Origin of the sequence: Microbacterium tenebrionis (assembly GCF_020682665.1) — a bacterium.
GTDB classification, from domain to species: domain Bacteria; phylum Actinomycetota; class Actinomycetes; order Actinomycetales; family Microbacteriaceae; genus Microbacterium; species Microbacterium tenebrionis.
The window spans coordinates 184,933-207,133 of record NZ_JAGTTM010000003.1; the positions used below are offsets into that span (position 1 = coordinate 184,933).

Annotated in this window: 23 protein-coding genes and 1 tRNA gene; 20 read left to right on the plus strand and 4 right to left on the minus strand. The window is 68.9% G+C overall.

What is annotated here, in order from left to right:
• Positions 1-33: 33 nt before the first annotated feature.
• The 14 genes from KEC56_RS10010 (at position 34) to KEC56_RS10075 (ending at position 13,754) form a co-directional block, all read left to right on the plus strand.
• The gene (locus tag KEC56_RS10010; protein WP_227530842.1) at positions 34-684 is read left to right on the plus strand and encodes a DUF1990 domain-containing protein; all 651 of its coding nucleotides are present in this window, start codon (positions 34-36) and stop codon (positions 682-684) included.
• Positions 684-1,901: a radical SAM family heme chaperone HemW gene (gene hemW / locus KEC56_RS10015; RefSeq protein WP_227530843.1), complete on the plus strand. Its 1,218-nt coding sequence runs from the start codon at positions 684-686 to the stop codon at positions 1,899-1,901. Before KEC56_RS10010 ends, hemW begins: the two co-directional genes overlap by 1 nt.
• A gap of 54 nt (positions 1,902-1,955) precedes the next feature.
• Positions 1,956-2,990 (plus strand): heat-inducible transcriptional repressor HrcA, encoded by a 1,035-nt coding sequence (gene hrcA / locus KEC56_RS10020; protein WP_175988179.1) that lies wholly within the window; start codon positions 1,956-1,958, stop codon positions 2,988-2,990.
• A gap of 39 nt (positions 2,991-3,029) precedes the next feature.
• A complete protein-coding gene (gene dnaJ / locus KEC56_RS10025) occupies positions 3,030-4,142 on the plus strand; it encodes a molecular chaperone DnaJ (protein WP_227530844.1) in 1,113 nt (370 codons plus the stop codon).
• A 40-nt stretch (positions 4,143-4,182) separates the two neighbouring features.
• Positions 4,183-4,911, plus strand: a complete 729-nt coding sequence (locus tag KEC56_RS10030; RefSeq protein WP_227530845.1) for a 16S rRNA (uracil(1498)-N(3))-methyltransferase — start codon at positions 4,183-4,185, stop codon at positions 4,909-4,911.
• A gap of 335 nt (positions 4,912-5,246) precedes the next feature.
• The gene (locus KEC56_RS10035) at positions 5,247-5,594 is read left to right on the plus strand and encodes an HIT domain-containing protein (protein WP_227530846.1); all 348 of its coding nucleotides are present in this window, start codon (positions 5,247-5,249) and stop codon (positions 5,592-5,594) included.
• Positions 5,595-5,646: 52 nt separating this feature from the next.
• The gene (locus KEC56_RS10040; RefSeq protein WP_227530954.1) at positions 5,647-6,675 is read left to right on the plus strand and encodes a PhoH family protein; all 1,029 of its coding nucleotides are present in this window, start codon (positions 5,647-5,649) and stop codon (positions 6,673-6,675) included.
• The gene (gene ybeY, locus KEC56_RS10045) at positions 6,669-7,130 is read left to right on the plus strand and encodes an rRNA maturation RNase YbeY (protein WP_175988311.1); all 462 of its coding nucleotides are present in this window, start codon (positions 6,669-6,671) and stop codon (positions 7,128-7,130) included. The genes KEC56_RS10040 and ybeY overlap by 7 nt, the downstream gene beginning before the upstream one ends.
• Entirely contained in the window at positions 7,127-8,401 is a 1,275-nt protein-coding gene (locus tag KEC56_RS10050; protein WP_175988187.1) for a hemolysin family protein, read from the plus strand. Before ybeY ends, KEC56_RS10050 begins: the two co-directional genes overlap by 4 nt.
• Positions 8,394-9,290, plus strand: coding sequence for a GTPase Era (era, locus tag KEC56_RS10055; RefSeq protein ID WP_175988189.1), 897 nt, complete (start codon positions 8,394-8,396; stop codon positions 9,288-9,290). Before KEC56_RS10050 ends, era begins: the two co-directional genes overlap by 8 nt.
• A 1-nt stretch (position 9,291) precedes the next feature.
• Positions 9,292-10,227: an NADP-dependent oxidoreductase gene (locus KEC56_RS10060; protein WP_227530847.1), complete on the plus strand. Its 936-nt coding sequence runs from the start codon at positions 9,292-9,294 to the stop codon at positions 10,225-10,227.
• Between the two features lie 189 nt (positions 10,228-10,416).
• A complete protein-coding gene (gene leuA, locus KEC56_RS10065; RefSeq protein WP_175988193.1) occupies positions 10,417-12,171 on the plus strand; it encodes a 2-isopropylmalate synthase in 1,755 nt (584 codons plus the stop codon).
• 36 nt (positions 12,172-12,207) lie between these two features.
• Entirely contained in the window at positions 12,208-12,948 is a 741-nt protein-coding gene (gene recO / locus KEC56_RS10070) for a DNA repair protein RecO (protein WP_227530848.1), read from the plus strand.
• Entirely contained in the window at positions 12,945-13,754 is an 810-nt protein-coding gene (locus KEC56_RS10075; RefSeq protein WP_227530849.1) for an isoprenyl transferase, read from the plus strand. The genes recO and KEC56_RS10075 overlap by 4 nt, the downstream gene beginning before the upstream one ends.
• Here the strand turns inward: KEC56_RS10075 and KEC56_RS10080 are convergent.
• A complete protein-coding gene (locus tag KEC56_RS10080) occupies positions 13,688-14,317 on the minus strand; it encodes a P-loop NTPase family protein (RefSeq protein WP_227530850.1) in 630 nt (209 codons plus the stop codon). The genes KEC56_RS10075 and KEC56_RS10080 overlap by 67 nt on opposite strands.
• A 53-nt stretch (positions 14,318-14,370) precedes the next feature.
• Between KEC56_RS10080 and KEC56_RS10085 the strand changes: the two genes are divergently transcribed.
• On the plus strand, positions 14,371-15,057 hold the full coding sequence (locus KEC56_RS10085) for a DsbA family oxidoreductase (RefSeq protein WP_227530851.1): 687 nt from the start codon (positions 14,371-14,373) through the stop codon (positions 15,055-15,057).
• A gap of 6 nt (positions 15,058-15,063) precedes the next feature.
• Here the strand turns inward: KEC56_RS10085 and KEC56_RS10090 are convergent, their stop codons facing one another.
• Entirely contained in the window at positions 15,064-15,588 is a 525-nt protein-coding gene (locus KEC56_RS10090; protein ID WP_227530852.1) for a glutathione peroxidase, read from the minus strand.
• A gap of 62 nt (positions 15,589-15,650) precedes the next feature.
• Here KEC56_RS10090 and dusB point away from each other — a divergent pair, with 62 nt between their 5' ends.
• The 5 genes from dusB (at position 15,651) to KEC56_RS10115 (ending at position 20,971) form a co-directional block, all read left to right on the plus strand.
• Positions 15,651-16,805 (plus strand): tRNA dihydrouridine synthase DusB, encoded by a 1,155-nt coding sequence (gene dusB, locus KEC56_RS10095; RefSeq protein WP_227530853.1) that lies wholly within the window; start codon positions 15,651-15,653, stop codon positions 16,803-16,805.
• Positions 16,795-18,159: a deoxyguanosinetriphosphate triphosphohydrolase gene (locus KEC56_RS10100; protein ID WP_227530854.1), complete on the plus strand. Its 1,365-nt coding sequence runs from the start codon at positions 16,795-16,797 to the stop codon at positions 18,157-18,159. The genes dusB and KEC56_RS10100 overlap by 11 nt, the downstream gene beginning before the upstream one ends.
• Complete coding sequence (gene dnaG / locus KEC56_RS10105) at positions 18,159-20,009, plus strand: DNA primase (RefSeq protein ID WP_227530855.1); 1,851 nt, start codon at positions 18,159-18,161, stop codon at positions 20,007-20,009. Before KEC56_RS10100 ends, dnaG begins: the two co-directional genes overlap by 1 nt.
• A 14-nt stretch (positions 20,010-20,023) precedes the next feature.
• Entirely contained in the window at positions 20,024-20,800 is a 777-nt protein-coding gene (locus KEC56_RS10110; RefSeq protein ID WP_227530856.1) for an ATP-binding cassette domain-containing protein, read from the plus strand.
• Positions 20,801-20,895: 95 nt separating this feature from the next.
• Positions 20,896-20,971 (plus strand) — tRNA-Asn (locus KEC56_RS10115).
• Between the two features lie 52 nt (positions 20,972-21,023).
• Here the strand turns inward: KEC56_RS10115 and KEC56_RS10120 are convergent.
• Complete coding sequence (locus KEC56_RS10120) at positions 21,024-21,560, minus strand: septum formation family protein (protein WP_227530857.1); 537 nt, start codon at positions 21,558-21,560, stop codon at positions 21,024-21,026.
• Between the two features lie 56 nt (positions 21,561-21,616).
• Positions 21,617-22,183: a peptide deformylase gene (gene def, locus KEC56_RS10125; RefSeq protein WP_227530858.1), complete on the minus strand. Its 567-nt coding sequence runs from the start codon at positions 22,181-22,183 to the stop codon at positions 21,617-21,619.
• Between the last annotated feature and the right edge of the window lie 18 nt (positions 22,184-22,201).

Here is a 22,201-nt window from a genome sequence, read left to right on the forward strand (position 1 = left end):
CATCGTTCAGGTAACGGAAGTAATCTGGATCTCATGCGGCGCGGAACTTTCCGAGACGACACGGTCGACTATGCGGCGGTCGGGGCGACGCACGCGCCCGATCTCATGCAGTATCCGCCGGAGCGCAGCGTCCCCGCCGAGGAGACCTGGCGGCTGGGCAGCGGCGAGGAGCGGTTCCGCACAGCCGGAGACGCCCTGCTGTCGTGGACGGCGCAGCGCGCCGCAGGTCTGAGCGTCGAGGACGTGCGCCCGGCATCCGGCCCCGCGTACGCAGGAGTGAGCTTCGACGCCGACGGCAATCCGGTCGCGCCGAGCAAGCGCGAGGTCGAGCAGCGCTTCGACGCGGAGGGCACGCCCTTCGCCGGACCCGGCATGACGCTGCGGCTGCGCGGACGCGTGGCCCGCATGCGTGCGGATGCCGAACTGCGCGTGATCTCGGTCACCGAGGAGGCGCGCCGGATCGGCCTCGTGCTCGGCACCATGGGCGGCTCCGTCGTCAGCGGCGAGGAACTCTTCGACATCGAGTGGCGCGACGACGACTCGGTCTGGTTCACCGTGCGTGCGTTCGATGCGCCCAACTCCGTGCTGTACCGGATGGTTCCCGGCCTGCTCAGGCGGCGTCGCAAGGAGCTGTTCGCCCGGTACCTGCGGGCGATCTCACCGCTGTACACCACGCCTCTGTGATGGCGGGACCACTGCCGATCGGCGATCCAGCCCCCCGCGACGGTGCGCTCCCCGCAGATCTCCCCATCGATCGGGATACGCCGTTCTCGGCATACCTCCACGTTCCGTTCTGCCGCGTGCGCTGCGGCTACTGCGACTTCAACACCTACACGTCGGGGGAACTGCGCGGAGCACGTCAGGACGAGTACGCCAACACACTGATCAGGGAGATCGCGCTGGCCGGGCGGGTGCTCGGCGACGCCGGCGCCCTGCGCCCGATGGACACGGTGTTCTTCGGCGGCGGTACGCCGACGCTCCTGCCGCCGGGCGACCTGGCGCGGATGCTGGATGCCGCCGTATCGGCATTCGGCATCACTGACGGCGCCGAGGTCACGGTCGAGGCGAATCCGGACACGGTGACGCCCGAGGTCGCCCGCACCCTTGCGGATGCTGGCGTGACACGGCTCTCGGTCGGCATGCAGTCGGCCGTGCCGCACGTGCTCGCAGCGCTCGATCGCACGCACCGCCCGGAGAACGTGCGGACGGCGGTCGACGCCGCGCGGGAGGCGGGCCTCGCCGTGAGCGTCGACCTCATCTACGGTGCCCCCGGCGAATCGCTCGCCGACTGGGAGGCCTCTCTGGACGCCGCGACCGCACTCGAGTCCGATCATGTCTCGGCCTACGCGCTGATCATCGAGGACGGCACCAAGCTCGCCAGGCAGATCCGTCGCGGCGAGGTGCCGGCCCCGGACGACGACGTTCAGGCAGACATGTACGAGCTCGCCGATGAGCGTCTCGCGGCAGCAGGTTTCGACTGGTACGAGGTGAGCAACTGGGCCAGGGGCGACGACCAGCGCTCGCGCCACAATCTCGCGTACTGGCGGGGCAGCGACTGGTGGGGCTTCGGGCCGGGTGCGCACAGCCACGTCGCGGGGCTCCGCTGGTGGAATGTGAAGCACCCGGCGGCGTACGCGCAGCGGCTCGCGGCATCCGAATCGCCCGCGGCGGGCACCGAGCGTCCCGACCGTGAGGCACACCTGCTCGAGCGGGTGCTGCTGGAGACGCGCCTGGCGGACGGCATGGCGATCGTCGATCTTCCTGAGGCGACGCGCCCGAGGGTCGCAGGTCTGATCGCTGACGGCCTGGTGGATGCTGGAGCCGCGATCCGCGGCCGCGTCAGACTGACCCTGAAGGGGCGTCTTCTGGCCGACGCGGTGGTGCGCGAGCTGACCGATTAGCTCAGCGAGTAGAATTGGCACTCTGAGTATTCGAGTGCCAGAGAGGAGCGCATGATGGTCTCAGAACGTGGACTTCAAGTGCTCCGCGCGATCGTGCAGGACTACGTCGAGACGCACGAGCCCGTCGGCAGCAAGTCGATCGTAGACCGACACTCCTTCGGCGTCTCAGCCGCGACGATCCGCAACGACATGGCGCTCCTCGAGGACGAGGAGCTCATCACGGCGCCGCACACCTCATCGGGCCGGGTGCCGACGGACAAGGGCTACCGGGTCTTCGTCAACCATCTCGCGCAGCTGCGTCCGCTCTCGGGCGCGCAGCGCACCGCGATCGAGTCGTTCCTCACGGACCCGGCAGACCTCGACGACCTCATGGCGCGGACCGTGCGCGTGCTGACGCAGCTGACCGGCCAGGTCGCCCTCGCGCAGTACCCGTCGTTCGCCCGTGCGCATCTGACGCACATCGAACTCGTCTCGCTCGCTCCCAACAGGCTGCTCGTCGTGCTCGTGACGGACGCGGGCGGGGTCTCGCAGCGCATCGCCGTGCTGCCCGCCGATCTCGACGAGTCCGACGTCGCCGTGCTGCGGGCGCGGCTTTCGGCTCAGTTGATGGGGCAGACCGTGCGGGAGGCGACCGACCGCGTCCAGACGCTCGGCGAGGGATCCGAGGGAACACGCGTGGATCAGGCGATCAGGCTGCTCGCCGGGATCATCGGCGAGGAGATCGCGGAGTTCCGCCAGGAGCGGCTCGTGATGGCGGGGGCGGCGACACTCGCCCGGCGCGAACAGGACTTCCGCGGCAGCATCCATCCTCTGCTCGAAGCGATCGAGGAGCAGGTGACGCTGCTGCGGCTGATGAGCGAGATGATCACGGACGAGCAGGGCCTCGCGGCGAGCATCGGCACCGAGAACGAGGCGTTCGGGCTGCCGGAGGCGTCGATCGTCGCGAGCAACTACCTGACGCCGGGCGGGACGGCGCGCGTCGGCGTGATGGGCCCGACCCGCATGGACTATCCGAGTAACCTCGCGGCGGCGCGGGCCGTGGCCCGCTACCTGTCCAGGCTGCTCGATGAGGACGAGGCCGGCCGCTGAGCGGCTCGGCCGGAAGCACGCACACGCAGGAAGGTGATTGTGGCGGACCACTACGAGGTCCTCGGGGTGTCGCGAGACGCGTCGACGGATGAGATCAAGAAGGCCTACCGGAAGCTGGCGCGTCAGCTGCACCCGGATGTGAACCCGGGTGAGGATGCTGCGGAGCGGTTCAAGCTCGTCACGCACGCGTACGACGTGCTCGGCGACGAGGACTCCCGTCGCCGCTACGACATGGGCGGCGGGGACGGTGCCGGAGGAGACTTCGGTGGCTTCGGCGGCTTCGGCGACATCTTCGAGACGTTCTTCGGAGCGGCTCAGGGCGGCGGACGCGGCGGGCGGCCCCGGTCGCGCAGGGAGCGGGGCCAGGACGCCCTGGTGCGCGTGACCCTCGACCTCGGCGACGTCGTCTTCGGCGCCCACCGCGAGATCGAGGTCGACACCGCCGTGCTGTGCGAGACGTGCCAGGGATCGTGCACGCAGCCGGGCACGTCACCCGTCACCTGCGATATCTGCCACGGTACGGGCCACGTCCAGCGCCAGGTGCGCAGCCTGCTCGGCAACGTCGTCACCTCGCAGCCGTGTGGCAGCTGCCAGGGCTACGGCACCGTCATCCCGCATCCGTGCGCGACGTGCAACGGCCAGGGACGCGTGCGCTCGCGCCGCACGGTGTCGCTCGACATCCCCGCCGGTGTCGAGACCGGGCTGCGGCTGCAGCTGCCAGGCTCCGGCGAGGTCGGACAGGCCGGCGGACCGAACGGCGACCTGTACGTCGAGGTGACCGTCTCGCCGCACGCCGCGTTCAGCCGCGACGGCGACGACCTCCTCGCGACGCTGGAGGTCTCGATGGCCGACGCCATCCTCGGGACGGAGACCTCGATCGACGGCCTCGACGGCAATGTCGATCTCGAGATCCGGCCGGGCGTGCAGTCCGGTGACGTGCTCACGATCAAGGGCCGGGGCATCACGCCACTGCGCGGCAACCAGCGTGGCGATCTGCGGGTCGGCGTGCAGGTGGTGACTCCCACCAAGCTCGACTCGGCGCAGCGCGCCCTCATCGAGGACTTCGCGAAGAAGCAGAAGGCGCCCGGTCCTCAGTTGGCGCAGTTCCAGCAGGGGCTGTTCTCGAAGCTCCGCGACCGCTTCAAGCACTGAACATCCCGTACTGACCGTCTCTGGACCGATCGGAGAACCCATGGCCCTGCACTTCCTCGTCGAGAGTTGCGCCGGCGCCGCCGTCGGCGACATCGTGGAGCTGATGGGTGCCGAGGCGAAGCACGCGGCCGTCGTCCGGCGAGTGCGCGTGGGGGAGTCGGTCACGCTCGGCGACGGACGCGGCGTTTGGCTCGAGGGCGAGGTGCGGAATGCGTCGCCCTCCCGCGTCGACGTCCTGATCACCGGGCGTTCGGCGACGGAGGCGCCGCCAGTGAGACTGATCCTCGCGCAGGCGCTCGCGAAGGGCGATCGCGACGAGCTCGCGGTGCAGGCCGCGTGCGAACTCGGCGTCGACGAGGTCATGCCCTGGCAGGCATCCCGCAGCGTCTCGCGTTGGGAGGGCCCGAAGGCTGTGAAGGGCCGCGAGCGCTGGGCGACGATCGTCCGCGAGGCGGCCAAGCAGGCGCACCGGCCGTGGGTGCCCGCCGTCGCCGAGCCCGCGTCGACCGCTCAGCTGATCGCCCGCTCCGAGGGCGCGCGGATGCTGGTGCTCGATCCGGCGGCGACGACTCCGCTGTCGCACCTCGCCGCAGACGATCGCGACCTGGTGCTCGTCGTCGGTCCCGAGGGCGGGATCTCGCCCGAGGAGCTGGCCGCCTTCGAGGCGGCAGGGGCAGAACGCGTGCGTCTGGGCGAGACGGTGCTGCGCACGTCGACGGCCGGCCCGGCAGCCATCGCCGTCCTCTCCGTCGCCCTCGGCCGCTGGTAGTCCGGTTCGGCGCGGCTGCCGGGCCCAGCATCCCGGTTCCAGCATCCCGGTTCCCGCATCCCGGTTCCCGCATCCCGGTTCCCGCATCCCGGTTCCCGCATCCCGGTTCCCGCATCCCGGTTCCCGCATCCCGGTTCCCGCATCCAGAGACCTCTCGTTGCCTACGAGACCTCACCTGATTCACGTCGTTGCGAGGGGGTTTCGTCGCTGCCGAGAGGTCTGTGGATGCTGAGGAGAGGTCTGTGGAGGCTGAGGAGAGGTCTGTGGATGCCGCGGCGCGGCGCGCGCCTGAAGGCCGCCGGCCCGGGAGACATTCGTCCACGTAGACTGAGAGCATGACCGAACCGTCGATCTTCACTCGCATCCGCACCGGCGAGATCCCCGGTGAGATCGTGGTCGACACCGGCACGGTCTTCGCGATCCGCGACATCAATCCGCAGGCTCCGTTGCACATGCTCGTCATCCCGAAGACCGAGCAGTACCGCGACGTCACCGAGCTCGCCGCCGGAGACCCTGGGCTGCTGGCGGACATGGTGGCTGTCGCGAAGCAGATCGCCGCCGAGCACGCGAACGGCGAGTATCGTCTGATCTTCAACAACGGACCCAGCGTCGCTCAGTCCGTCTTCCACGTGCACGCCCATGTGCTCGGCAATCTCGAGGAGAACAAGCTCGTTGGCTTCTGACGATTCGACCACCCCGTCCGTGACAGAGCGCATCTACGCGGACGGCGTCGCCATGGTGCAGCTGCTCGGTCCGCAGGACCGTCTGCTGCGCATGCTCGAGAAGCAGCATCCGCACGTCGAGGTGCTCGTCCGCGGAAACGAGATCACGCTGACCGGCGAGCCCGTCCTCGTCGCCGACGCGAAGGCGCTGGTCGATGAACTCATCACGATCACGCGCGAGGGTGCGGATCTCGCGCCGTCCGACGTCGAGACCTCGGCGCGGATGCTCCGCCATGAGGGCGGTCCGCGCCCGAGCGAGGTGCTCGGCGAGGCGATCCTGTCGACCAGGGGCAAGGTCATCCGCCCGAAGACACCCGGTCAGAAGGAGTACGTCGACGCGATCGACGAGAGCACGATCGTGTTCGGCATCGGCCCGGCGGGAACAGGAAAGACCTACCTGGCGATGGCAAAGGCCGTCCAGGCCCTGCAGCGTAAAGAGGTCGAGCGCATCATCCTCACGCGCCCTGCCGTCGAGGCGGGGGAGCGGCTGGGCTTTCTGCCCGGCACGCTGACCGACAAGATCGACCCGTATCTGCGACCGCTCTACGACGCGCTCAACGAGATGATGGACCCCGAGATCGTCCCGCGCCTGATGGCGACGGGGACCATCGAGGTCGCCCCGCTGGCGTACATGCGCGGGCGAACGCTCAACGACTCCTTCGTCGTGCTCGACGAGGCGCAGAACACCACGCCCGAGCAGATGAAGATGTTCCTCACGCGCCTCGGATTCGGCACGAAGATGGTCGTCACCGGCGACATCACCCAGGTCGACCTGCCCCAGGGCGCGTCGGGCCTGCGTCTGGTGACTCGCGTCCTCAAGGACATCGACGACATCCACTTCGCCCGCCTCACGAGCGAGGACGTCGTCCGCCACTCACTCGTCGGCCGCATCGTCGACGCGTACAGCGAGTACGACGAGCAGCGCACCGCTGCCCGCCATGAACGCGAACAGGCTTCGGAGTTCGCCAATCGGGCCGAACGCCGCTCCGGTCAGCGCCCCGGACCCCGCGATCGCATGCCCAGACGAGGACACTCATCATGATCGAGATCAACAACGAGTCCGCGATCGCCGTCGATGAGACGGTGCTGCAGCGGCTGACCGACTTCAACCTCGCGCAATTGCACGTCAGCGCGGATGCCGAGGTTGCGATCGTCCTCGTCGACGAGGGCGCGATGGAGGCGCTGCACGTCCAGTGGATGGACGAGCCGGGCCCGACCGACGTGCTGAGCTTCCCCATGGACGAGCTGCGCCCCGGCACCGAGGACCGTCCGACCGCTCCGGGTCTGCTCGGAGACATCGTCCTGTGCCCGCAGGTCGCCGAGACGCAGGCGCAGGCAGCCGGACACTCCCTGATGGACGAGCTGATCCTGCTCACCACGCACGGGCTGCTGCACCTGCTCGGCTTCGACCACGCAGAGCCCGACGAGGAGCGTGAGATGTTCGGGTTGCAGAAGGAGCTGATCAGCGGCTTCGCGCGCGCTGAACGCAGCCGATGACCGAGATCCTCCTGCTGATCGCCGCGGTCCTCCTGGTGGCGTTCGGCGGCCTCATGGCCGCCATCGAAGCCGCATACAGTGTGACCTCGCGCGCCGACCTCGCCGACATGGCGTCGAACGGTCGCAACGCGACGGCGCTGGGCCGTATCGGCGACGACCTTGACGCGCACGTCAACGCGGTCTCGTTCATCCGCGTCATCGTCGAAGTGACCGCAGCCGTGCTCGTGACGGTCGCCTTCACCTTGCTCTTCGACAACATCTGGTGGGCGATGCTCGCCGCAGCAGTCCTCATGACAGGGATCACGTTCGTGCTCGTCGGCGCGAGTCCCCGCGCATTCGGCCGACAGCGCTCCGAGAGCATGATCCGGGGGACGGCGTCGATCGTCCGCGGCGTGCGCATCATCCTCGGGCCGCTCGCCCAGGGCCTGGTCGTCCTCGGTGACAAGGTGACACCCGGCACCGGCCGCAGCTCGTTCACGAGCGAGGACCAGCTGCTGAGCATGGTCGATGAGGCGGCATCCAACGACCTCATCGAAGAGGACGACCGCGACCTCATCCACTCCGTGTTCGACTTCACCGACCAGTTCGTGCGCGCCATCATGGTGCCGCGCACCGAAATGGTGACGGTTGACGCCGAGGCGACGACCGACGAGGCCATGTCGCTGTTCCTCCAGCGCGGAATCTCGCGCGCGCCGGTGGTGGACGACGACGCCGACGACGTCGTCGGCATGCTGTACCTGAAGGATCTCGTGCAATTCGCCTACCGCGACGAGCAGGCGTGGCGTGCCGCACCCATCCGCCCGATCGCTCGGCCGGCGACCTTCGTGCCCGAGTCCATGCGAGCCGAGACCCTGCTTCAGCAGATGAAGCGGGATGCCGTGCACGTGTGCCTCGTGGTCGACGAGCACGGCGGGATCTCTGGTCTGGTGACGCTCGAGGACCTCATCGAGGAGCTCGTCGGGGAGATCTCCGACGAGTACGACCACGCCGCCGCCGAGGTCGTCGACCTGGGAGGCGGGCGCTACCGCGTGAGCGCCGGGCTCTCGCTCGACGACGTCGGCGACCTGTTCGGCATCGAGCTCGACGACGAGGACGTCGATTCGATCGGCGGACTGCTCGGCAAGGCCGTCGATCGAATCCCGCAACCGGGCGACACCGCGACGATCGACGGTCTCGTGCTCACCGGCGGCGCCTCGCGCGGTCGCGGGCGCGGCATCGCCACCGTGTTCGTCGAGCGGGCCGCGGCACCAGAGGAGACCCAGGATGACTGAATCGTTCCGCAGCGGGTTCGCGACCTTCGTCGGGCGCCCCAACGTCGGCAAGTCGACGCTCACGAACGCTCTCGTCGGCGAGAAGATCGCCATCACGAGCGAGAAGCCGCAGACGACCCGGCGCGCGATCCGCGGCATTCTGAACCGGCCCACCGGTCAGCTGGTCATCGTCGACACACCCGGCATCCACAAGCCGCGAACGCTACTGGGTGAGCGGCTCAACGACCTCGTCGAGCAGGTGCTCGGAGACGTCGACGTGATCGGATTCTGCGTGCCCGCGACCGAGAAGATCGGCCCGGGCGACCGGCGGATCGCGGCGTCCCTCGACGGCTACCCCCGTGCGAAGAAGATCGCGATCGTCACGAAGACGGACGTCGCCGAGCGTGACCAGATCACCGAGCGCCTCATCGAGGTCGACGCTCTGCGCGAGGACTGGGCCGCCGTCATCCCGCTCTCGGCGCTCACCCGCGACCAGCTCGACATCCTCACCGACGAGATGCTCGCCCTCATGCCCGAGGGCCCCGCGCTCTACCCGGATGGCGTCGTCACGGACGAGTCCGTCGAGGACCGCATCGCCGAGATGATCCGCGAGGCAGCCCTCGACGGCGTGCGCGACGAGCTGCCGCACTCGATCGCGGTCGTCGTCGACGATGTCGCGCCCCGCGAGGACAGCGACCTGACCGACGTGCACGCCTCGATCATCGTCGAGCGGGACAGCCAGAAGGCGATCATCATCGGTCGCAAGGGCTCGCGGCTCGCCGATGTCGGCAAGCGCGCCCGCGTCGGGATCGAGGAGCTGCTCGGCACCCGGGTGTTCCTGGGGCTCCACGTCAAGGTCGCCAAGGAATGGCAGCGCGACCCGAAGCAGCTGGGTCGCCTGGGCTTCTGACATGGCGGTGCACTGGGTCGCGACGCAGTGGGGGAGCCCCGAGCAGTGGGAGCTCCTCGAGTACGAACCACCGGTACCGGATGCCGGAGAGATCACGGTCCGCGTGCACGCGGCCGGGGTGAACCCGGCGGATGCCAAGCACGTTGCCGCTCCGCGCGCGGGGATGCAGCTGCCCGTGCCGATCGGCTACGAGATCTCCGGCGTCGTCACGGCGGTCGGACCCGGCACGCGCATCGGCTCGGGCGCCGTCGCGATCGGCGACGAGGTGCTGGCGTTCCGCGTGCGGGGCGGATACGCCGATGAGGTCACGATCCCTGCCGAGAAGGCCTTCCGCAAGCCGGCGCGTCTGACGCATCCTGAGGCGGCGAACCTCCTGCTCGCCGGAACCACAGCCGCGCAGATGCTGGCCGTGACGCGAGCAGCCGAAGGTGAGACGATCCTCCTGCACGGCGCGTCCGGGGCCGTCGGGGTCAGCGTGCTGCAGCAGGCGGCGCTGCGCGGCATCCGCGTCGTCGGCACTGCGAGCGAGGCCCGATCAGGCGAGGTCAGTCGATTCGGCGGCATCCCCGTCGTCTACGGCGACAGCTTAGCGGACCGCGTGCGCGCAATCGCGGAAGGACCGATTGCCGCGGCGCTCGACGCGGTCGGCACCGACGAGGCGGTGGATGTTTCGCTCGACCTCGTGCACGACCGCTCGCGCATCGTGACGATCGCGGCGGCAGGGCGTGCCCAGGCGGAGGGGTTCTCGTGGATCGTCGGTTCGCAGCCGGAGAGCACCCGATTCCGCGACGAGGTGCGTGCGGAGCTCGTCGGACTCGCCGCGAGAGGAGACCTCGTCGTGCCCATGGCGGGCACATATCCACTCGCCGATGCGCGCGAGGCGCTGCGCGTCGTCGCGGCGGGGCACCCGGGCGGCAAGATCGCCCTGATTCCGTGAGCTGCGTCGCGGATACGCTTTCGGACCGGTGTGCGCGACGGCATTCGACCCTGTTACGATCAGTCCATGCGCTTCGGCGGTCTGCTTCTTCTTAGCTGCCGCGACGAGTCCTCAAACTAGGGCCTCCCTCGTCGCGGCGCTTGTGCTGGCCCGATCATTCAGATCCGAGATGTAGAGAAGAAGCCCATCATGAAGAACCACCAGCGCCCGTCCGCGATGCCGATTCACAAGTACCGGCCGTTCCATGAGCAGATCGCCGTCGACCTGCCCGACCGCACGTGGCCCGCCCAGCGCATCACCGAAGCGCCTCGCTGGTGCGCGGTCGACCTGCGCGACGGCAACCAGGCCCTCATCGACCCGATGTCCCCCGAGCGCAAGCGGGTCATGTTCGAACTGCTCGTCGGCATGGGTTACAAGGAGATCGAGGTCGGCTTCCCGTCGGCGAGCCAGACCGACTTCGACTTCGTGCGCCAGCTGATCGAAGACGACCTCATCCCCGACGACGTGACCATCCAGGTGCTGACGCAGGCGCGCGAGCACCTGATCGAGCGCACCTACGAGGCGATCGCCGGGGCCAAGCAGGCCATCGTGCACCTGTACAACTCGACGAGCATCCTGCAGCGCGACGTCGTGTTCCGCACCGACAAGCAGGGCATCATCGACATCGCCCTCGAAGGCGCGCGGCTGTGCAGGAAGTACGAGAAGACGGTGCCGGGCACCGAGGTGTACTACGAGTACTCGCCCGAGTCGTACACCGGCACCGAGCTGGAGTTCGCCGTCGACATCTGCAACCAGGTGATCGAGATCTTCGAGCCGACGCCCGACCGCAAGGTGATCATCAACCTGCCGGCGACCGTCGAGATGGCGACGCCGAACGTCTACGCCGACTCGATCGAGTGGATGGGTCGCCACCTGAACCACCGCGAGAACATCATCCTGTCGCTGCACCCGCACAACGACCGCGGCACAGCCGTGGCCGCCGCCGAGCTCGGGTACATGGCAGGCGCGGACCGCATCGAGGGATGCCTGTTCGGCAACGGCGAGCGCACCGGCAACGTCGACCTGGTCGCCCTGGGCGTCAACCTGTTCACGCAGGGCATCGACCCGCAGATCGACTTCAGCGACATCGACCAGGTCAAGCGCACGGTCGAGTACTGCAACCAGCTGCCCGTTCCCGAGCGCAGCCCCTGGGCGGGCGACCTCGTGTTCACGGCCTTCAGCGGATCACACCAGGACGCCATCAAGAAGGGCTTCGAGGCCATGGAGGCTCGCGCGGCCGTCGAGGGGACGACCGTCGACGAGATCGAATGGGCCGTGCCGTACCTGCCCGTCGACCCGAAGGACCTGGGCCGCTCGTATGAGGCGGTCATCCGCGTGAACTCGCAGTCCGGCAAGGGCGGTGTCGCGTACCTGCTCAAGACCGACCACGCGATCGACCTGCCCCGGAAGCTCCAGATCGAGTTCTCGGGCGTCGTGCAGTCCAAGACCGACAGTGAGGGCGGCGAGGTCACGAGCGACCAGATCTGGTCGATCTTCCACGACGAGTACCTCCCCGCCGAGGACGTCGACGCCAAGTGGGGCCGGTTCGAGCTGCTGGCCACGCAGACGCGCAGCGACATGTCCGGCGACGTCGCACTCGACGTGGTCGTCCGCGACGGCGACGACCAGCACAGCGTCACGGCCCAGGGCAACGGCCCGATCGCCGCGTTCATCGAGGTGCTCCGCGGCCAGGGCTTCGACATCACCCTGTACGACTACGTCGAGCATGCTCTCAGCGCCGGCGGCGACGCGCAGGCGGCAGCCTACGTCGAGCTGCAGGTCGACGACCAGCGCCTCTGGGGCGTCGGCATCGACGGCGACATCTCGACCGCGTCGCTCAAGGCGATCGTGTCGGGCGTGAACCGTGCGATCCGCACCCGGGAGCAGCAGCTCGCCGCCGTGTGAGCCCCGGGTGTCCGCCAGGCGGAGGATAATCGAGGGGTGCCCACCTATCGAGACGAAGCGGTGATCCTGCGCACCCACAAGCTCGGTGAGGCGGATCGCATCGTCACCATGCTCTCGCGCCGCAACGGCAAGATCCGTGCGGTCGCGAAGGGCGTGCGGCGCACGTCGTCGAAGTTCGGCTCGCGGCTCGAGCCGTTCATGGTGGCGGACGTGCAGCTGTACCAGGGGCGCTCGCTCGACATCGTCCAGCAGGCCGAGTCGCTCGGCGCCTACGGCAGCGAGATCGCCGCGCATTACGAGCGGTTTACCTCGGCCAGCGCGATGGTGGAGACCGCAGACCGTCTGAGCGATGCCGAGGCGACACCGGAGCAGTACCTGCTGCTCGTCGGAGGGCTGAGGGCTCTGTCGCGCGGCGAGCACGACGCGCGCAGCATCCTGGACTCCTACCTGCTGCGCGTGATGGCGCTGTCGGGCTGGGCGCCGGCTTTGGAGGACTGCGCCCGGTGCGCAGCCCCCGGACCCCACCGGAACTTCGTCGTGCAGCTGGGGGGACTGGTGTGCGGCGACTGCGCGGCCGCCGGTGCGCCGCGGGTCGCCGAGTCGACACTGGCGCTGCTGCGCGCGCTGATCCGCGGCGACTGGGATGCCGTGGATGCTGCGCCCGCAGCCGACACGGCGGCCGCATCCGGCCTCGTGTCGGCGTACACGCAGTTCCACCTCGAGCGCGGCATCCGCTCGCTCGCGCACGTCGGATCCGACCGGGAGGGAACCCGTTGAGCCCGAAGCCGTACACGCACAAGGATGCGGTGGCATACCGCCCGCTGGACTGGACGGGCGTGTACCCGCCGAAGTTCCCGAAGGTGCCGGAGCACGTCGCGATCGTGATGGACGGGAACGGGCGCTGGGCGAACAGGCGTGGACTCACGCGCATTCAGGGGCACAAGGCGGGCGAGGAGGTGCTGCTCGATGTCGTCGCCGGCGCCATCCAGGCGGGCGTCAAGCATCTGTCCGTCTACGCCTTCTCGACCGAGAACTGGGCGCGCTCCCCGGAGGAGGTCCGCTTCCTCATGGGATACAACCGCGACGTGCTGCATCGCCGCCGCGATCAGCTCAACGAGTGGGGCGTGCGCGTGCGCTGGGCGGGACGCAAGCCGCGGCTGTGGGGATCGGTCATCAAGGAGCTGCAGCACGCCGAGAAGCTCACCGCGGGCAACGACGTGCTGACGCTGACCATGTGCGTGAACTACGGCGGGCGGGTCGAGCTCGTCGACGCCATGCGCTCTCTGGCGGGTGAGGTTGCCGCGGGGCGCCTGAAGCCGAACGCCATCAGCGAGAAGATGATCCGCCGCAACCTGTACGTCCCCGAGATGCCGGACGTCGATCTGTTCCTGCGGTCGTCGGGTGAGCAGCGCACCTCGAACTTCCTGCTCTGGCAGTCGGCGTACGCCGAGATGGTGTTCCTCGACACGCTGTGGCCGGACTTCTCGCGCGAGGAGCTGTGGCGGGCGATCGAGATCTACCTGTCGCGCGACCGCCGTTTCGGCGGCGCGGTGGACGCCCCGGACCCCGCTTCCGCTCCCTGAGCCCGTCGAAGGGCTTTCAGCCAGCGCTCCGTCTCACGCGGGTGCCGCAGGCGCACGATCGTCAGGTGCGGGAACTCGTTCTCGACCTGCGGCATCCGCTCATCCCACTTGTGGCGGGTCTTGGTCTGCCACTGGAGGATCGTCTCGTCCTGGTCTTTCTTGAACCAGTCCCAGATCGGCTTCTCGACGTTGCCGTTGTACATCTCGGTGCGCAGGATGCTGCGGCTGAACGTACGGCGCAGCAGCCGCGTCCGCACGATCCGCCACGGATAGTCCAGCCAGATCCCGAGCTGCGCCCGCGGTGTCATGATCTCATCGGTGCCCTTGGACGTGTACTGCCACTCGGTGACCCAGCGGTCGGTGGCGGCGAAGGCCCGCACGTCGTCCAGAAAAGAGGGTCGCGGTGTCCAGTTTGGTCCGTGGTGCAGCGCATCGATCTCGTGATGGGCGAGGTCCCACTGCGCGGCGACGCGGCGGGCGAGGGTGGTCTTGCCCGATCCGGTGACGCCGGCGATCAGCACCCGCTCGGGCCGGAACGGCAGCGGATCATCGGCGGTGAGCATCCGAAGATGCTATCAACGGAATACGTCGCACCTGCGCGAGCGTTGCATCTGTTGTGAGCGAACCCATCTCCATCGACATCTGGTCCGACATCGCCTGCCCGTGGTGCTACATCGGCAAGCGCAATCTCGAAGCGGGACTCGCGTCCACAGCATCCGACGACGACGCCCCGCAAGTCGACATCACCTTCCACTCCTTCGAGCTCTCGCCCGACACCCCCGTCGACTTCGACGGCGACGAACTCGACTTCCTCGCCGGGCACAAGGGCATGCCGCGCGAGCAGGTCGCGCAGATGCTCGACAACGTCACGAACGTCGCCAAGAACGCCGGCCTCGAGTACCGCTTCGACCTGCTCAAGCACACGAACACGGTGAAGGCGCACGAACTGCTCCACCACGCCAAGGCCGAGGGGCTGCAGCACGAGATGGAGGAGCGGCTGATGTCCGCATACTTCACCGAGGGCAAGCACGTCGGCCGCATCGACGACCTCGTCGAGCTCGCGGCCGAGGTGGGGCTCGATGCCGACGCCACCCGCGATGCGCTCGAGAACGACAAGCATCTGCCCGCTGTGCGTCAGGATCAGGCGCAGGCCCGCGCCTACGGCATCCAGGGTGTGCCGTTCTTCGTCATCGACGGGCAGTACGGCATCTCCGGCGCCCAGCCGCCGGAGGCGTTCGCGAACGTCCTCCGCGACCTGTGGTCCAAGCGCGGCGCGCCCGCCGAGGAGCAGCCGGCGGGCTGACGAGCGTCAGCGAGCCAGGGCGCCCTCGATCGCCGAGACGATCTCGGGGGCGTCCGGCTTCTGCTTCGGGCGGAAGCGCTTGACCTGGCCGTCGGGCAGCACGAGGAACTTCTCGAAGTTCCACTCCACACGTCCGGCCTTGCCGCCGGCGTCGGGTGTCTGCTTGAGCGTCTTGTACAGGTCGACGGCGCCCCGCCCGTTCACCTTCACCTTGTCGCCCAGCGGGAACGTCACCCCGTAGGTCGTCGAGCAGAACTCCTGGATCTGCTCCATCGATCCCGGCTCCTGGCCCATGAACTGGTTGCACGGGAAGCCGACGACGCTGAATCCGCGTTCGCCGTACGTCCGCTGCAGCTGCTCGAGCTGCTCGTACTGCGGCGTCAGACCGCACCTGGATGCGACGTTGACGACGAGCACGACGTCGGCGCCGAGGTCGTCGAGAGTCTTCTCGGATCCGTCAGCATCCGTGAACGGGATCTGGCGCACGTTGACTTCAGGAACAGCGGTGTCGGGAGCAGAGGATTCCGTCATATCCACAGACTACGTCCGCCATGCGGCGCCGGGCGCCGCGAGGATGGGAGAATGGTCTGGAAATGACTATTGCCGCAGCCCCCGCCCGCGCCCTGAAGATCGGCCCGATCGAACTCGACGTGCCGGTCGTCCTCGCACCCATGGCGGGCATCACGAACACGGCGTTCCGGCGCCTCTGCCGCGAGTACGGCGCCGGCCTCTATGTCAGCGAGATGATCACCTCGCGGGCCCTCGTCGAGCGCAACGACACGACGATGCGTCTCATCCGCCACCACGAGTCCGAGACCCCGCGGTCGATCCAGCTGTACGGCGTGGATCCTGCGACGATCGCCGAAGCAGTCCGCATCATCGTCGCCGAGGACCACGCAGACCACATCGACCTGAACTTCGGATGCCCCGTCCCCAAGGTCACCCGCAAGGGCGGGGGAGCGGCGCTGCCGTGGAAGACGAATCTGTTCGCCGACATCGTCGACCAGGCTGTGAAGGCCGCGGGTCCCCTGCCGCTCACCGTGAAGATGCGCAAGGGCATCGACCCTGATCACCTCACGTTCCTCGACGCCGGCCGCGCGGCCGAGGACGCCGGGGCCGCAGCCGTCGCGCTGCACGCCAGGACGGCGAGCGAGTTCTACTCGGGGCACGCCGACTGGAGCGCCATCGGCGAGCTCAAGCAGGCGGTCACCAGCATCCCGGTGCTCGGCAACGGCGACATCTGGTCGGCCGACGATGCGGTGCGCATGATGGCCGAGACCGACTGCGACGGCGTCGTCGTCGGACGCGGATGCCTCGGTCGGCCCTGGCTGTTCGGAGATCTCGCGACGGCCTTCGGCGCCGAGGCGCACCCGGTCGATGCCACCCTCGGATTCGTCGCCGACGCGTTCCGCCGGCACGCAGAGCTCCTCGTCGACTTCTTCGACGACGAGGACCACGGATGCCGCGACATCCGCAAGCACGTGGCGTGGTACTTCAAGGGCTACCCGGTCGGCAGCGACATCCGCACGGGCCTAGCCACGGCGCAGAGCCTCGCGCACATCGACGAACTGCTCGGCCAGCTCGACCGGAACGCCCCCTACCCGGGAGCGGATGCCGAGGGACAGCGAGGACGTGCCGGCAGGCCCAAGCGTCCGGCGCTGCCGGAGCGGTGGCTGGAGTCGCGCGAGGTCGCGGCCGAGACCGGTGAGATGCTGCGAGGTGCGGAGATCGAGAACAGTGGCGGTTGAGGGCTACAGCGCGCACGACGCCGAGCGATTCTTCACCCAGACCCACCGATCCGAGCGCGACGACTTCGCGCGCGACCGCGCACGGGTGCTGCACTCCGCGGCTCTTCGGCGCCTCGCGGCGAAGACTCAGGTGCTGAGCCCCGCCAGCACCGCGGACTTCGCCCGCAACAGGCTGACCCATTCGCTCGAAGTCGCACAGGTCGGCCGCGAACTCGCCGCCGCCCTCGGCGTCTCGGCGGACGTCGTCGACACCGCGTGCCTCAGCCACGACCTCGGTCACCCGCCGTTCGGCCACAATGGCGAGCGGGCGCTCAACGAGTGGGCCGAGCCCATCGGCGGGTTCGAGGGCAATGCGCAGTCGCTGCGCATCCTCACCCGGCTCGAGGCGAAGGTCCTCGACGACGACGGCCATTCCGTCGGCCTGAACCTCACCAGGGCGAGCCTCGACGCCACCTGCAAGTATCCGTGGACCGTCGACAGCCCGGTGCCCGACCCCGGCGGCAGGCTCAAGTTCGGCGTCTATCCGGAGGACGAGGCGGTGTTCCGCTGGATGCGCGATGGCGCCCCGGGGCGTCTGCGCTGCATCGAGGCCGAGATCATGGATCTCTCCGACGACATCGGCTACTCGGTGCACGACTTCGAGGACGCCATCGTCAACGGCTACCTCGACGTCGCCCAGCTCTCCGACCCCGGCGAGCACCACGCGCTGGTCAGCCGCATCCAGCAGTGGGTCGGCTACGACTTCACCCGCGAAGAGCTCGAGGACAGCCTGTACCGCCTCACCCGGCAGCCGATGTGGCTGAAGTCGTTCGACCGCTCCCGGCAGGATCTCGCCCGGCTGAAGAACCTCACGAGCGACCTGATCGGCCGCTTCGCGCGGGCCGCGGTGACCGCGACCCGCGAGGCGTACCCCGGGCCGTCGCTGGTCCGCTACAACGCGCACGTCGTCGTGCCGCGCGTCGTCGAGGCCGAGATCGCGGTGCTCAAGGGCATCATGGGACAGGCGATCGTCACGATCGATGCCCGCAAGGGCGTGTACAAGGAGCAGCGCCGGGTGCTGCGGCGCCTCGCGGACGCCCTCTGGTCGACGGACGCCCTGTGGAACGCGGGCGCCGATGTGCTCGAACCGGCCTTCGCGGCCGATTTCGTCGCCGCCGAGACGGATGCCGAACGCGCCAGGGTGGTCGTCGACCAGATCGCGAGCCTCACGGATCAGACGGCGCTGGACTGGCACAGCAGACTCGTCGGTGACATCGATCCGGCCGAGGTCGGGATCTGGACGCCGCGCACGGCGCGCTCGGGATCCCGCCCGCACCCGCACGCGCCGGTTCGGCTGGTCGAAGGGGCGCACTGATGCCCCGCATCCGTCAAGCCGACGTCGACGAGGTCAAGTCGCGCACGAACATCGCCGATATCGTCGGAGAACGCGTCGCCCTGAAGTCGGCCGGCGTCGGATCGATGAAGGGCCTGTGCCCGTTCCACGACGAGAAGAGCCCGAGCTTCCACGTGCGCCCGCAGGTGGGGTACTACCACTGCTTCGGATGCGGCGAGTCGGGCGATGTCTACTCGTTCCTGCGCGCCATGGACCACGTGAGCTTCACCGAGGCCGTCGAGCGCCTCGCCGGGCGCCTGGGCTACACGCTGCACTACGAAGACGGCGGTGCGGCGCCCGAGACGAGCGGCCGCAGCCGGCTGTATGCCGCGAACACGGCGGCTGCGGAATTCTTCCGCGGCCAGTTGCTCACTGCCGAGGCCGAGACCGCTCGGCGCTTTCTCGGGGAGCGTGGCTTCGACGCCGGGGCCGCAGCCCACTTCGGCGTCGGGTACGCCCCGCGCGGCTGGGATGGGATGCTGAAGGCCCTCACCGCGCAGGGATTCAGCCGCGATGAGCTGCTCGGCGCGGGCGTCGTCTCGCAGGGCCAACGCGGGGTGTACGACCGGTTCCGCGGCCGGCTCGTCTGGCCGATCCGCGACGTCACGGGGCAGACGATCGGGTTCGGTGCCCGCAAGCTCTACGACGACGACCAGGGCCCGAAGTACCTGAACACACCCGAGACGATCATCTACAAGAAGGCGCAGGTGCTCTACGGACTCGACCTCGCCAAGCGCGATATCTCGCGCGGCGAACCCCGTCGCGCGGTCGTGGTCGAGGGGTACACCGACGTCATGGCCTGCCACCTCGCCGGGGTCACCACGGCGATCGCGACGTGCGGCACGGCATTCGGCGCCGAGCACATCAAGGTGCTGCGCCGTGTGATGGGCGATGACTCCAGCTCGGGTGAGGTCGTCTTCACGTTCGACGGCGACGAGGCCGGTCAGAAGGCCGCGCTGCGGGCCTTCAGCGAGGACGACCGCTTCAACGCCCAGACCTTCGTCGCCGTCGCGCCGGACGGTCTTGACCCGTGCGACCTGCGCCTGCAGCGCGGGGATGCCGCCGTCCGAGGCCTCATGGACGCGAAGGTGCCGATGTTCGAGTTCGCGATCGATCGCAAACTCCAGGGCTTCGACCTCGCGACCGTCGAGGGGCAGGTCGGAGCGCTGCGCGCAGCGGCCCCGATCGTGGCGGAGATCCGGGATCGGCTCCTGCGGCCCGGCTACGAGCGCGTGCTCGCGCGCCGGCTGGGCATGGACCCCACCGAGGTGCACGCCGAGGTCGAACGCGCCGCGCGCGGCGCCGGCGCGGCGAAGGCCAAGCAGGAGTCTCCGCGCGAGCAGACGGACGCACCGGCGGTGCCGACGGTGACGCTGGTGAGCCTGCCGCGGACCGCTGACGTCGCCGTCGAGCGCGGCATGATCATGGGTGCGCTGCAGTACGGCCATCAGGTGGATCAGTCGATGCTGGCGCGAGCGCTGGAGGCGCCCTTCCGGCATCCGGCGCTCGAGGCGATTCGCGAGACGATCGCCGCCGTGCCCGACCGCACGCGGGTCGGCTGGGCCATGGATGCGGTCAACAGCGTCCGCGAACCGTATCGCGCCCTGGCGGGGGAGCTCTTGATGAGTCCGTTCCCCGCGAAGGATGAGGCGGGCGCCGTCGCATCGACAGCGGATCTGTCGCGCCGCATGATCGTGCGTGGGCTGGAGCGCGAGAAGCACGAGCTGCTCGGTGCGATCCAGCGGGTGCCGGCGGACTCCGACGGCGGGCGTGCGCTGCGCATGCGGTTGCGCGACATCGACGCCGAACGTCAGCGCTTCGCCGAGTCGTAGGGGAGGATGGGGGGATGGCTCGCCATCCCGCCCCGGACCATCTGATCGACTGCTCAGATCTCGTCATCGACAGGATCGGGCACAGCGCACCCACGCGCGCCGTCGACGGTGTCACCTTCGCGCTCCCTCCAGGAGAGCTCATCTGCGTCGCCGGCCCGACGGGCTCGGGCAAGTCCACTCTGGTGGCGGCACTCGCCGGATCCACCGACCCATCGGTGCGGATCGCCGGCGGCAGCGCCGAGGTCTGCGGCGTGAACGTCCGCAAGCCCGGCCGCAGGCACCGTGAGCTCACCTACCTCACCGGATACATCCCGCAGGGCGCCGGTGCGAACCTGCCTCCGACGCTCACCGTCAGCGATGTGATCGCCGAGCCCATCCTCATCCGCGAGAAGCGCGTGAACAGCAGGGCGCTGTCGATCCGCATCGCGACCCTGCTCGACGAGCTGCACCTGCCGCTGGGCGTGGCGGCGAAATTCCCCTACGAGCTCAGCGCCGGGATGCGCCAGCGCGTCGCGATCGCCCGGGCGTTCGTGCTCGAGCCGCGGGTGCTCATCGCCGACGAGCCTCTGGCGAACCTCGACCTCGAGGTGCGCCCTGTCGTCTTCGACGCGATCACCCGGCGACGCAAGGAGCACGGGATGGGTGCTCTGCTCGTCACCAACGACGCGGCGTTCATCCGTGAACTCGATGCCGAGACGCTCAGGCTCAAGGGCGGTCACGTCGTCGCCAGAGGCGTCGGCAAGGACCTCCTGTGGGTGCCGAACGCGGAGGCGGATTCGCGTGCCGGGTGAGCGCGAGCGGACACGCCCGACCGGGGCCGCCGATGTCACGAGCACGGTTCGGAGTTTGCTAAGCTAGTGGAGTTGCCCCGCGCAGCGGAGCACATTCCTCGGTAGCTCAATTGGCAGAGCAGCCGGCTGTTAACCGGCAGGTTCTTGGTTCGAGTCCAAGCCGGGGAGCCAATGCAGAAGGCCCCGTCACCATGACGGGGCCTTCTGCATTCCTCGGGTCGGATCAGACCGCGGCATCCTTCAGCGACCCGGTGACCTCGAGCTGGGTCTGGCCCGTGGCGTCCTCGGGGTCGGGCTTGTAGATGACGCACTGGACGATCCGGTCGTTGGCCTGCGTCCAGGTCTCCTCGGTCGGGGTGATCCACCAGAAGTCGAGGGTCGAATCCGCCCACTCCACGCCGACGAAGTCCGCGAACGCCGGAACGCACTCGGCCTCGACCGCGGCCATGATCTCGTCGTCGCTCGGCAGGTCGCCATCCTCCAGCTCGAACTCGTAGAACACCTCGTCGGTGTGCGGCTCCGAGCAGGGCACGACGTCGAGATCGGTGATCTCGCCGGTGGTGTCGGTGGCGGGCATGCAGTCGCCGACCTTGAGGGAGAAGACGTCGATGTTCGCCCCCTCGGTGACGTTGCCGTCATCATCGCGCTGTGCGTCGCCGCCGCCCAGGATTCCGCTGAGTGCGCTGCAGCCGGTGAGCGCGAGGCTCAGCGCCATGGCAGAGCCTGCGAGCGCCAGTGAGCGCTTGGTGCGCATCTTCATGATCGATCCCCTCCGGAGTGTGTGACGGACGAAGCTGTGAATCGCCCGTGCACAGCCTACCCCTCGAGGTCGTCGATTCCGGGCGTCCAGCTGGCGCCCGGACGCCCCCAGCCGCGCTTGCGGGCGATCTTCTGCACGATCTTCCAGTCGCCGTCGGACAGCCGATCGACGTACAGGATGCCGTCGAGGTGGTCGAACTCGTGCTGCATGATGCGCGCCCTCCAGCCGTCGACCTCGATGCGCACGTCCGCACCGTCCAGGTCGATGCCGGTGACCAGTACGCGGTCGGCGCGTCGCAGCGCGAAGCGCTCACCGGGGAACGACAGGCAGCCCTCGGACTCCTCGTCGGGGTCCGGAGCGCCGGGCTCCGGAGGCGACATCCACAGCACGGGGTTGATGATCGCACCGCGCCACGGGTTGTCCTCGTCGTCGACGTACGAGTAGGTGTAGATGCGGAGCGGCTGACCGACCTGCGGGGCCGCGAGGCCGACGCCCGGAGCGGCATCCATCGTCTCGAACATGTCGGCGACGAGCGTGCGGATCTCGTCGGTGATCTCCTCGACCTCGGATGCAGGGGAGTGCAGGACAGGATCGCCCATGATGCGAATCGGTAGAACAGCCACGCCACAACCCTACTGGCC

Bases quoted from the DNA above. Each gene is read 5' to 3' on its own strand.
- leuA (WP_175988193.1), top strand. From the start codon at position 10,417: ATGAAGAACCACCAGCGCCCGTCCGCGATGCCGATTCACAAGTACCGG.
- KEC56_RS10030 (WP_227530845.1), top strand. From the start codon at position 4,183: ATGGCCCTGCACTTCCTCGTCGAGAGTTGCGCCGGCGCCGCCGTCGGC.
- KEC56_RS10010 (WP_227530842.1), top strand. From the start codon at position 34: ATGCGGCGCGGAACTTTCCGAGACGACACGGTCGACTATGCGGCGGTC.
- KEC56_RS10080 (WP_227530850.1), bottom strand. From the start codon at position 14,317: ATGCTCACCGCCGATGATCCGCTGCCGTTCCGGCCCGAGCGGGTGCTG.
- KEC56_RS10050 (WP_175988187.1), top strand. From the start codon at position 7,127: ATGACCGAGATCCTCCTGCTGATCGCCGCGGTCCTCCTGGTGGCGTTC.
- dusB (WP_227530853.1), top strand. From the start codon at position 15,651: ATGACTATTGCCGCAGCCCCCGCCCGCGCCCTGAAGATCGGCCCGATC.
- KEC56_RS10110 (WP_227530856.1), top strand. From the start codon at position 20,024: ATGGCTCGCCATCCCGCCCCGGACCATCTGATCGACTGCTCAGATCTC.
- hemW (WP_227530843.1), top strand. From the start codon at position 684: ATGGCGGGACCACTGCCGATCGGCGATCCAGCCCCCCGCGACGGTGCG.
- KEC56_RS10090 (WP_227530852.1), bottom strand. From the start codon at position 15,588: ATGACGGAATCCTCTGCTCCCGACACCGCTGTTCCTGAAGTCAACGTG.
- dnaG (WP_227530855.1), top strand. From the start codon at position 18,159: ATGCCCCGCATCCGTCAAGCCGACGTCGACGAGGTCAAGTCGCGCACG.
- KEC56_RS10035 (WP_227530846.1), top strand. From the start codon at position 5,247: ATGACCGAACCGTCGATCTTCACTCGCATCCGCACCGGCGAGATCCCC.
- hrcA (WP_175988179.1), top strand. From the start codon at position 1,956: ATGGTCTCAGAACGTGGACTTCAAGTGCTCCGCGCGATCGTGCAGGAC.
- era (WP_175988189.1), top strand. From the start codon at position 8,394: ATGACTGAATCGTTCCGCAGCGGGTTCGCGACCTTCGTCGGGCGCCCC.
- KEC56_RS10060 (WP_227530847.1), top strand. From the start codon at position 9,292: ATGGCGGTGCACTGGGTCGCGACGCAGTGGGGGAGCCCCGAGCAGTGG.
- KEC56_RS10040 (WP_227530954.1), top strand. From the start codon at position 5,647: ATGGTGCAGCTGCTCGGTCCGCAGGACCGTCTGCTGCGCATGCTCGAG.
- KEC56_RS10120 (WP_227530857.1), bottom strand. From the start codon at position 21,560: ATGAAGATGCGCACCAAGCGCTCACTGGCGCTCGCAGGCTCTGCCATG.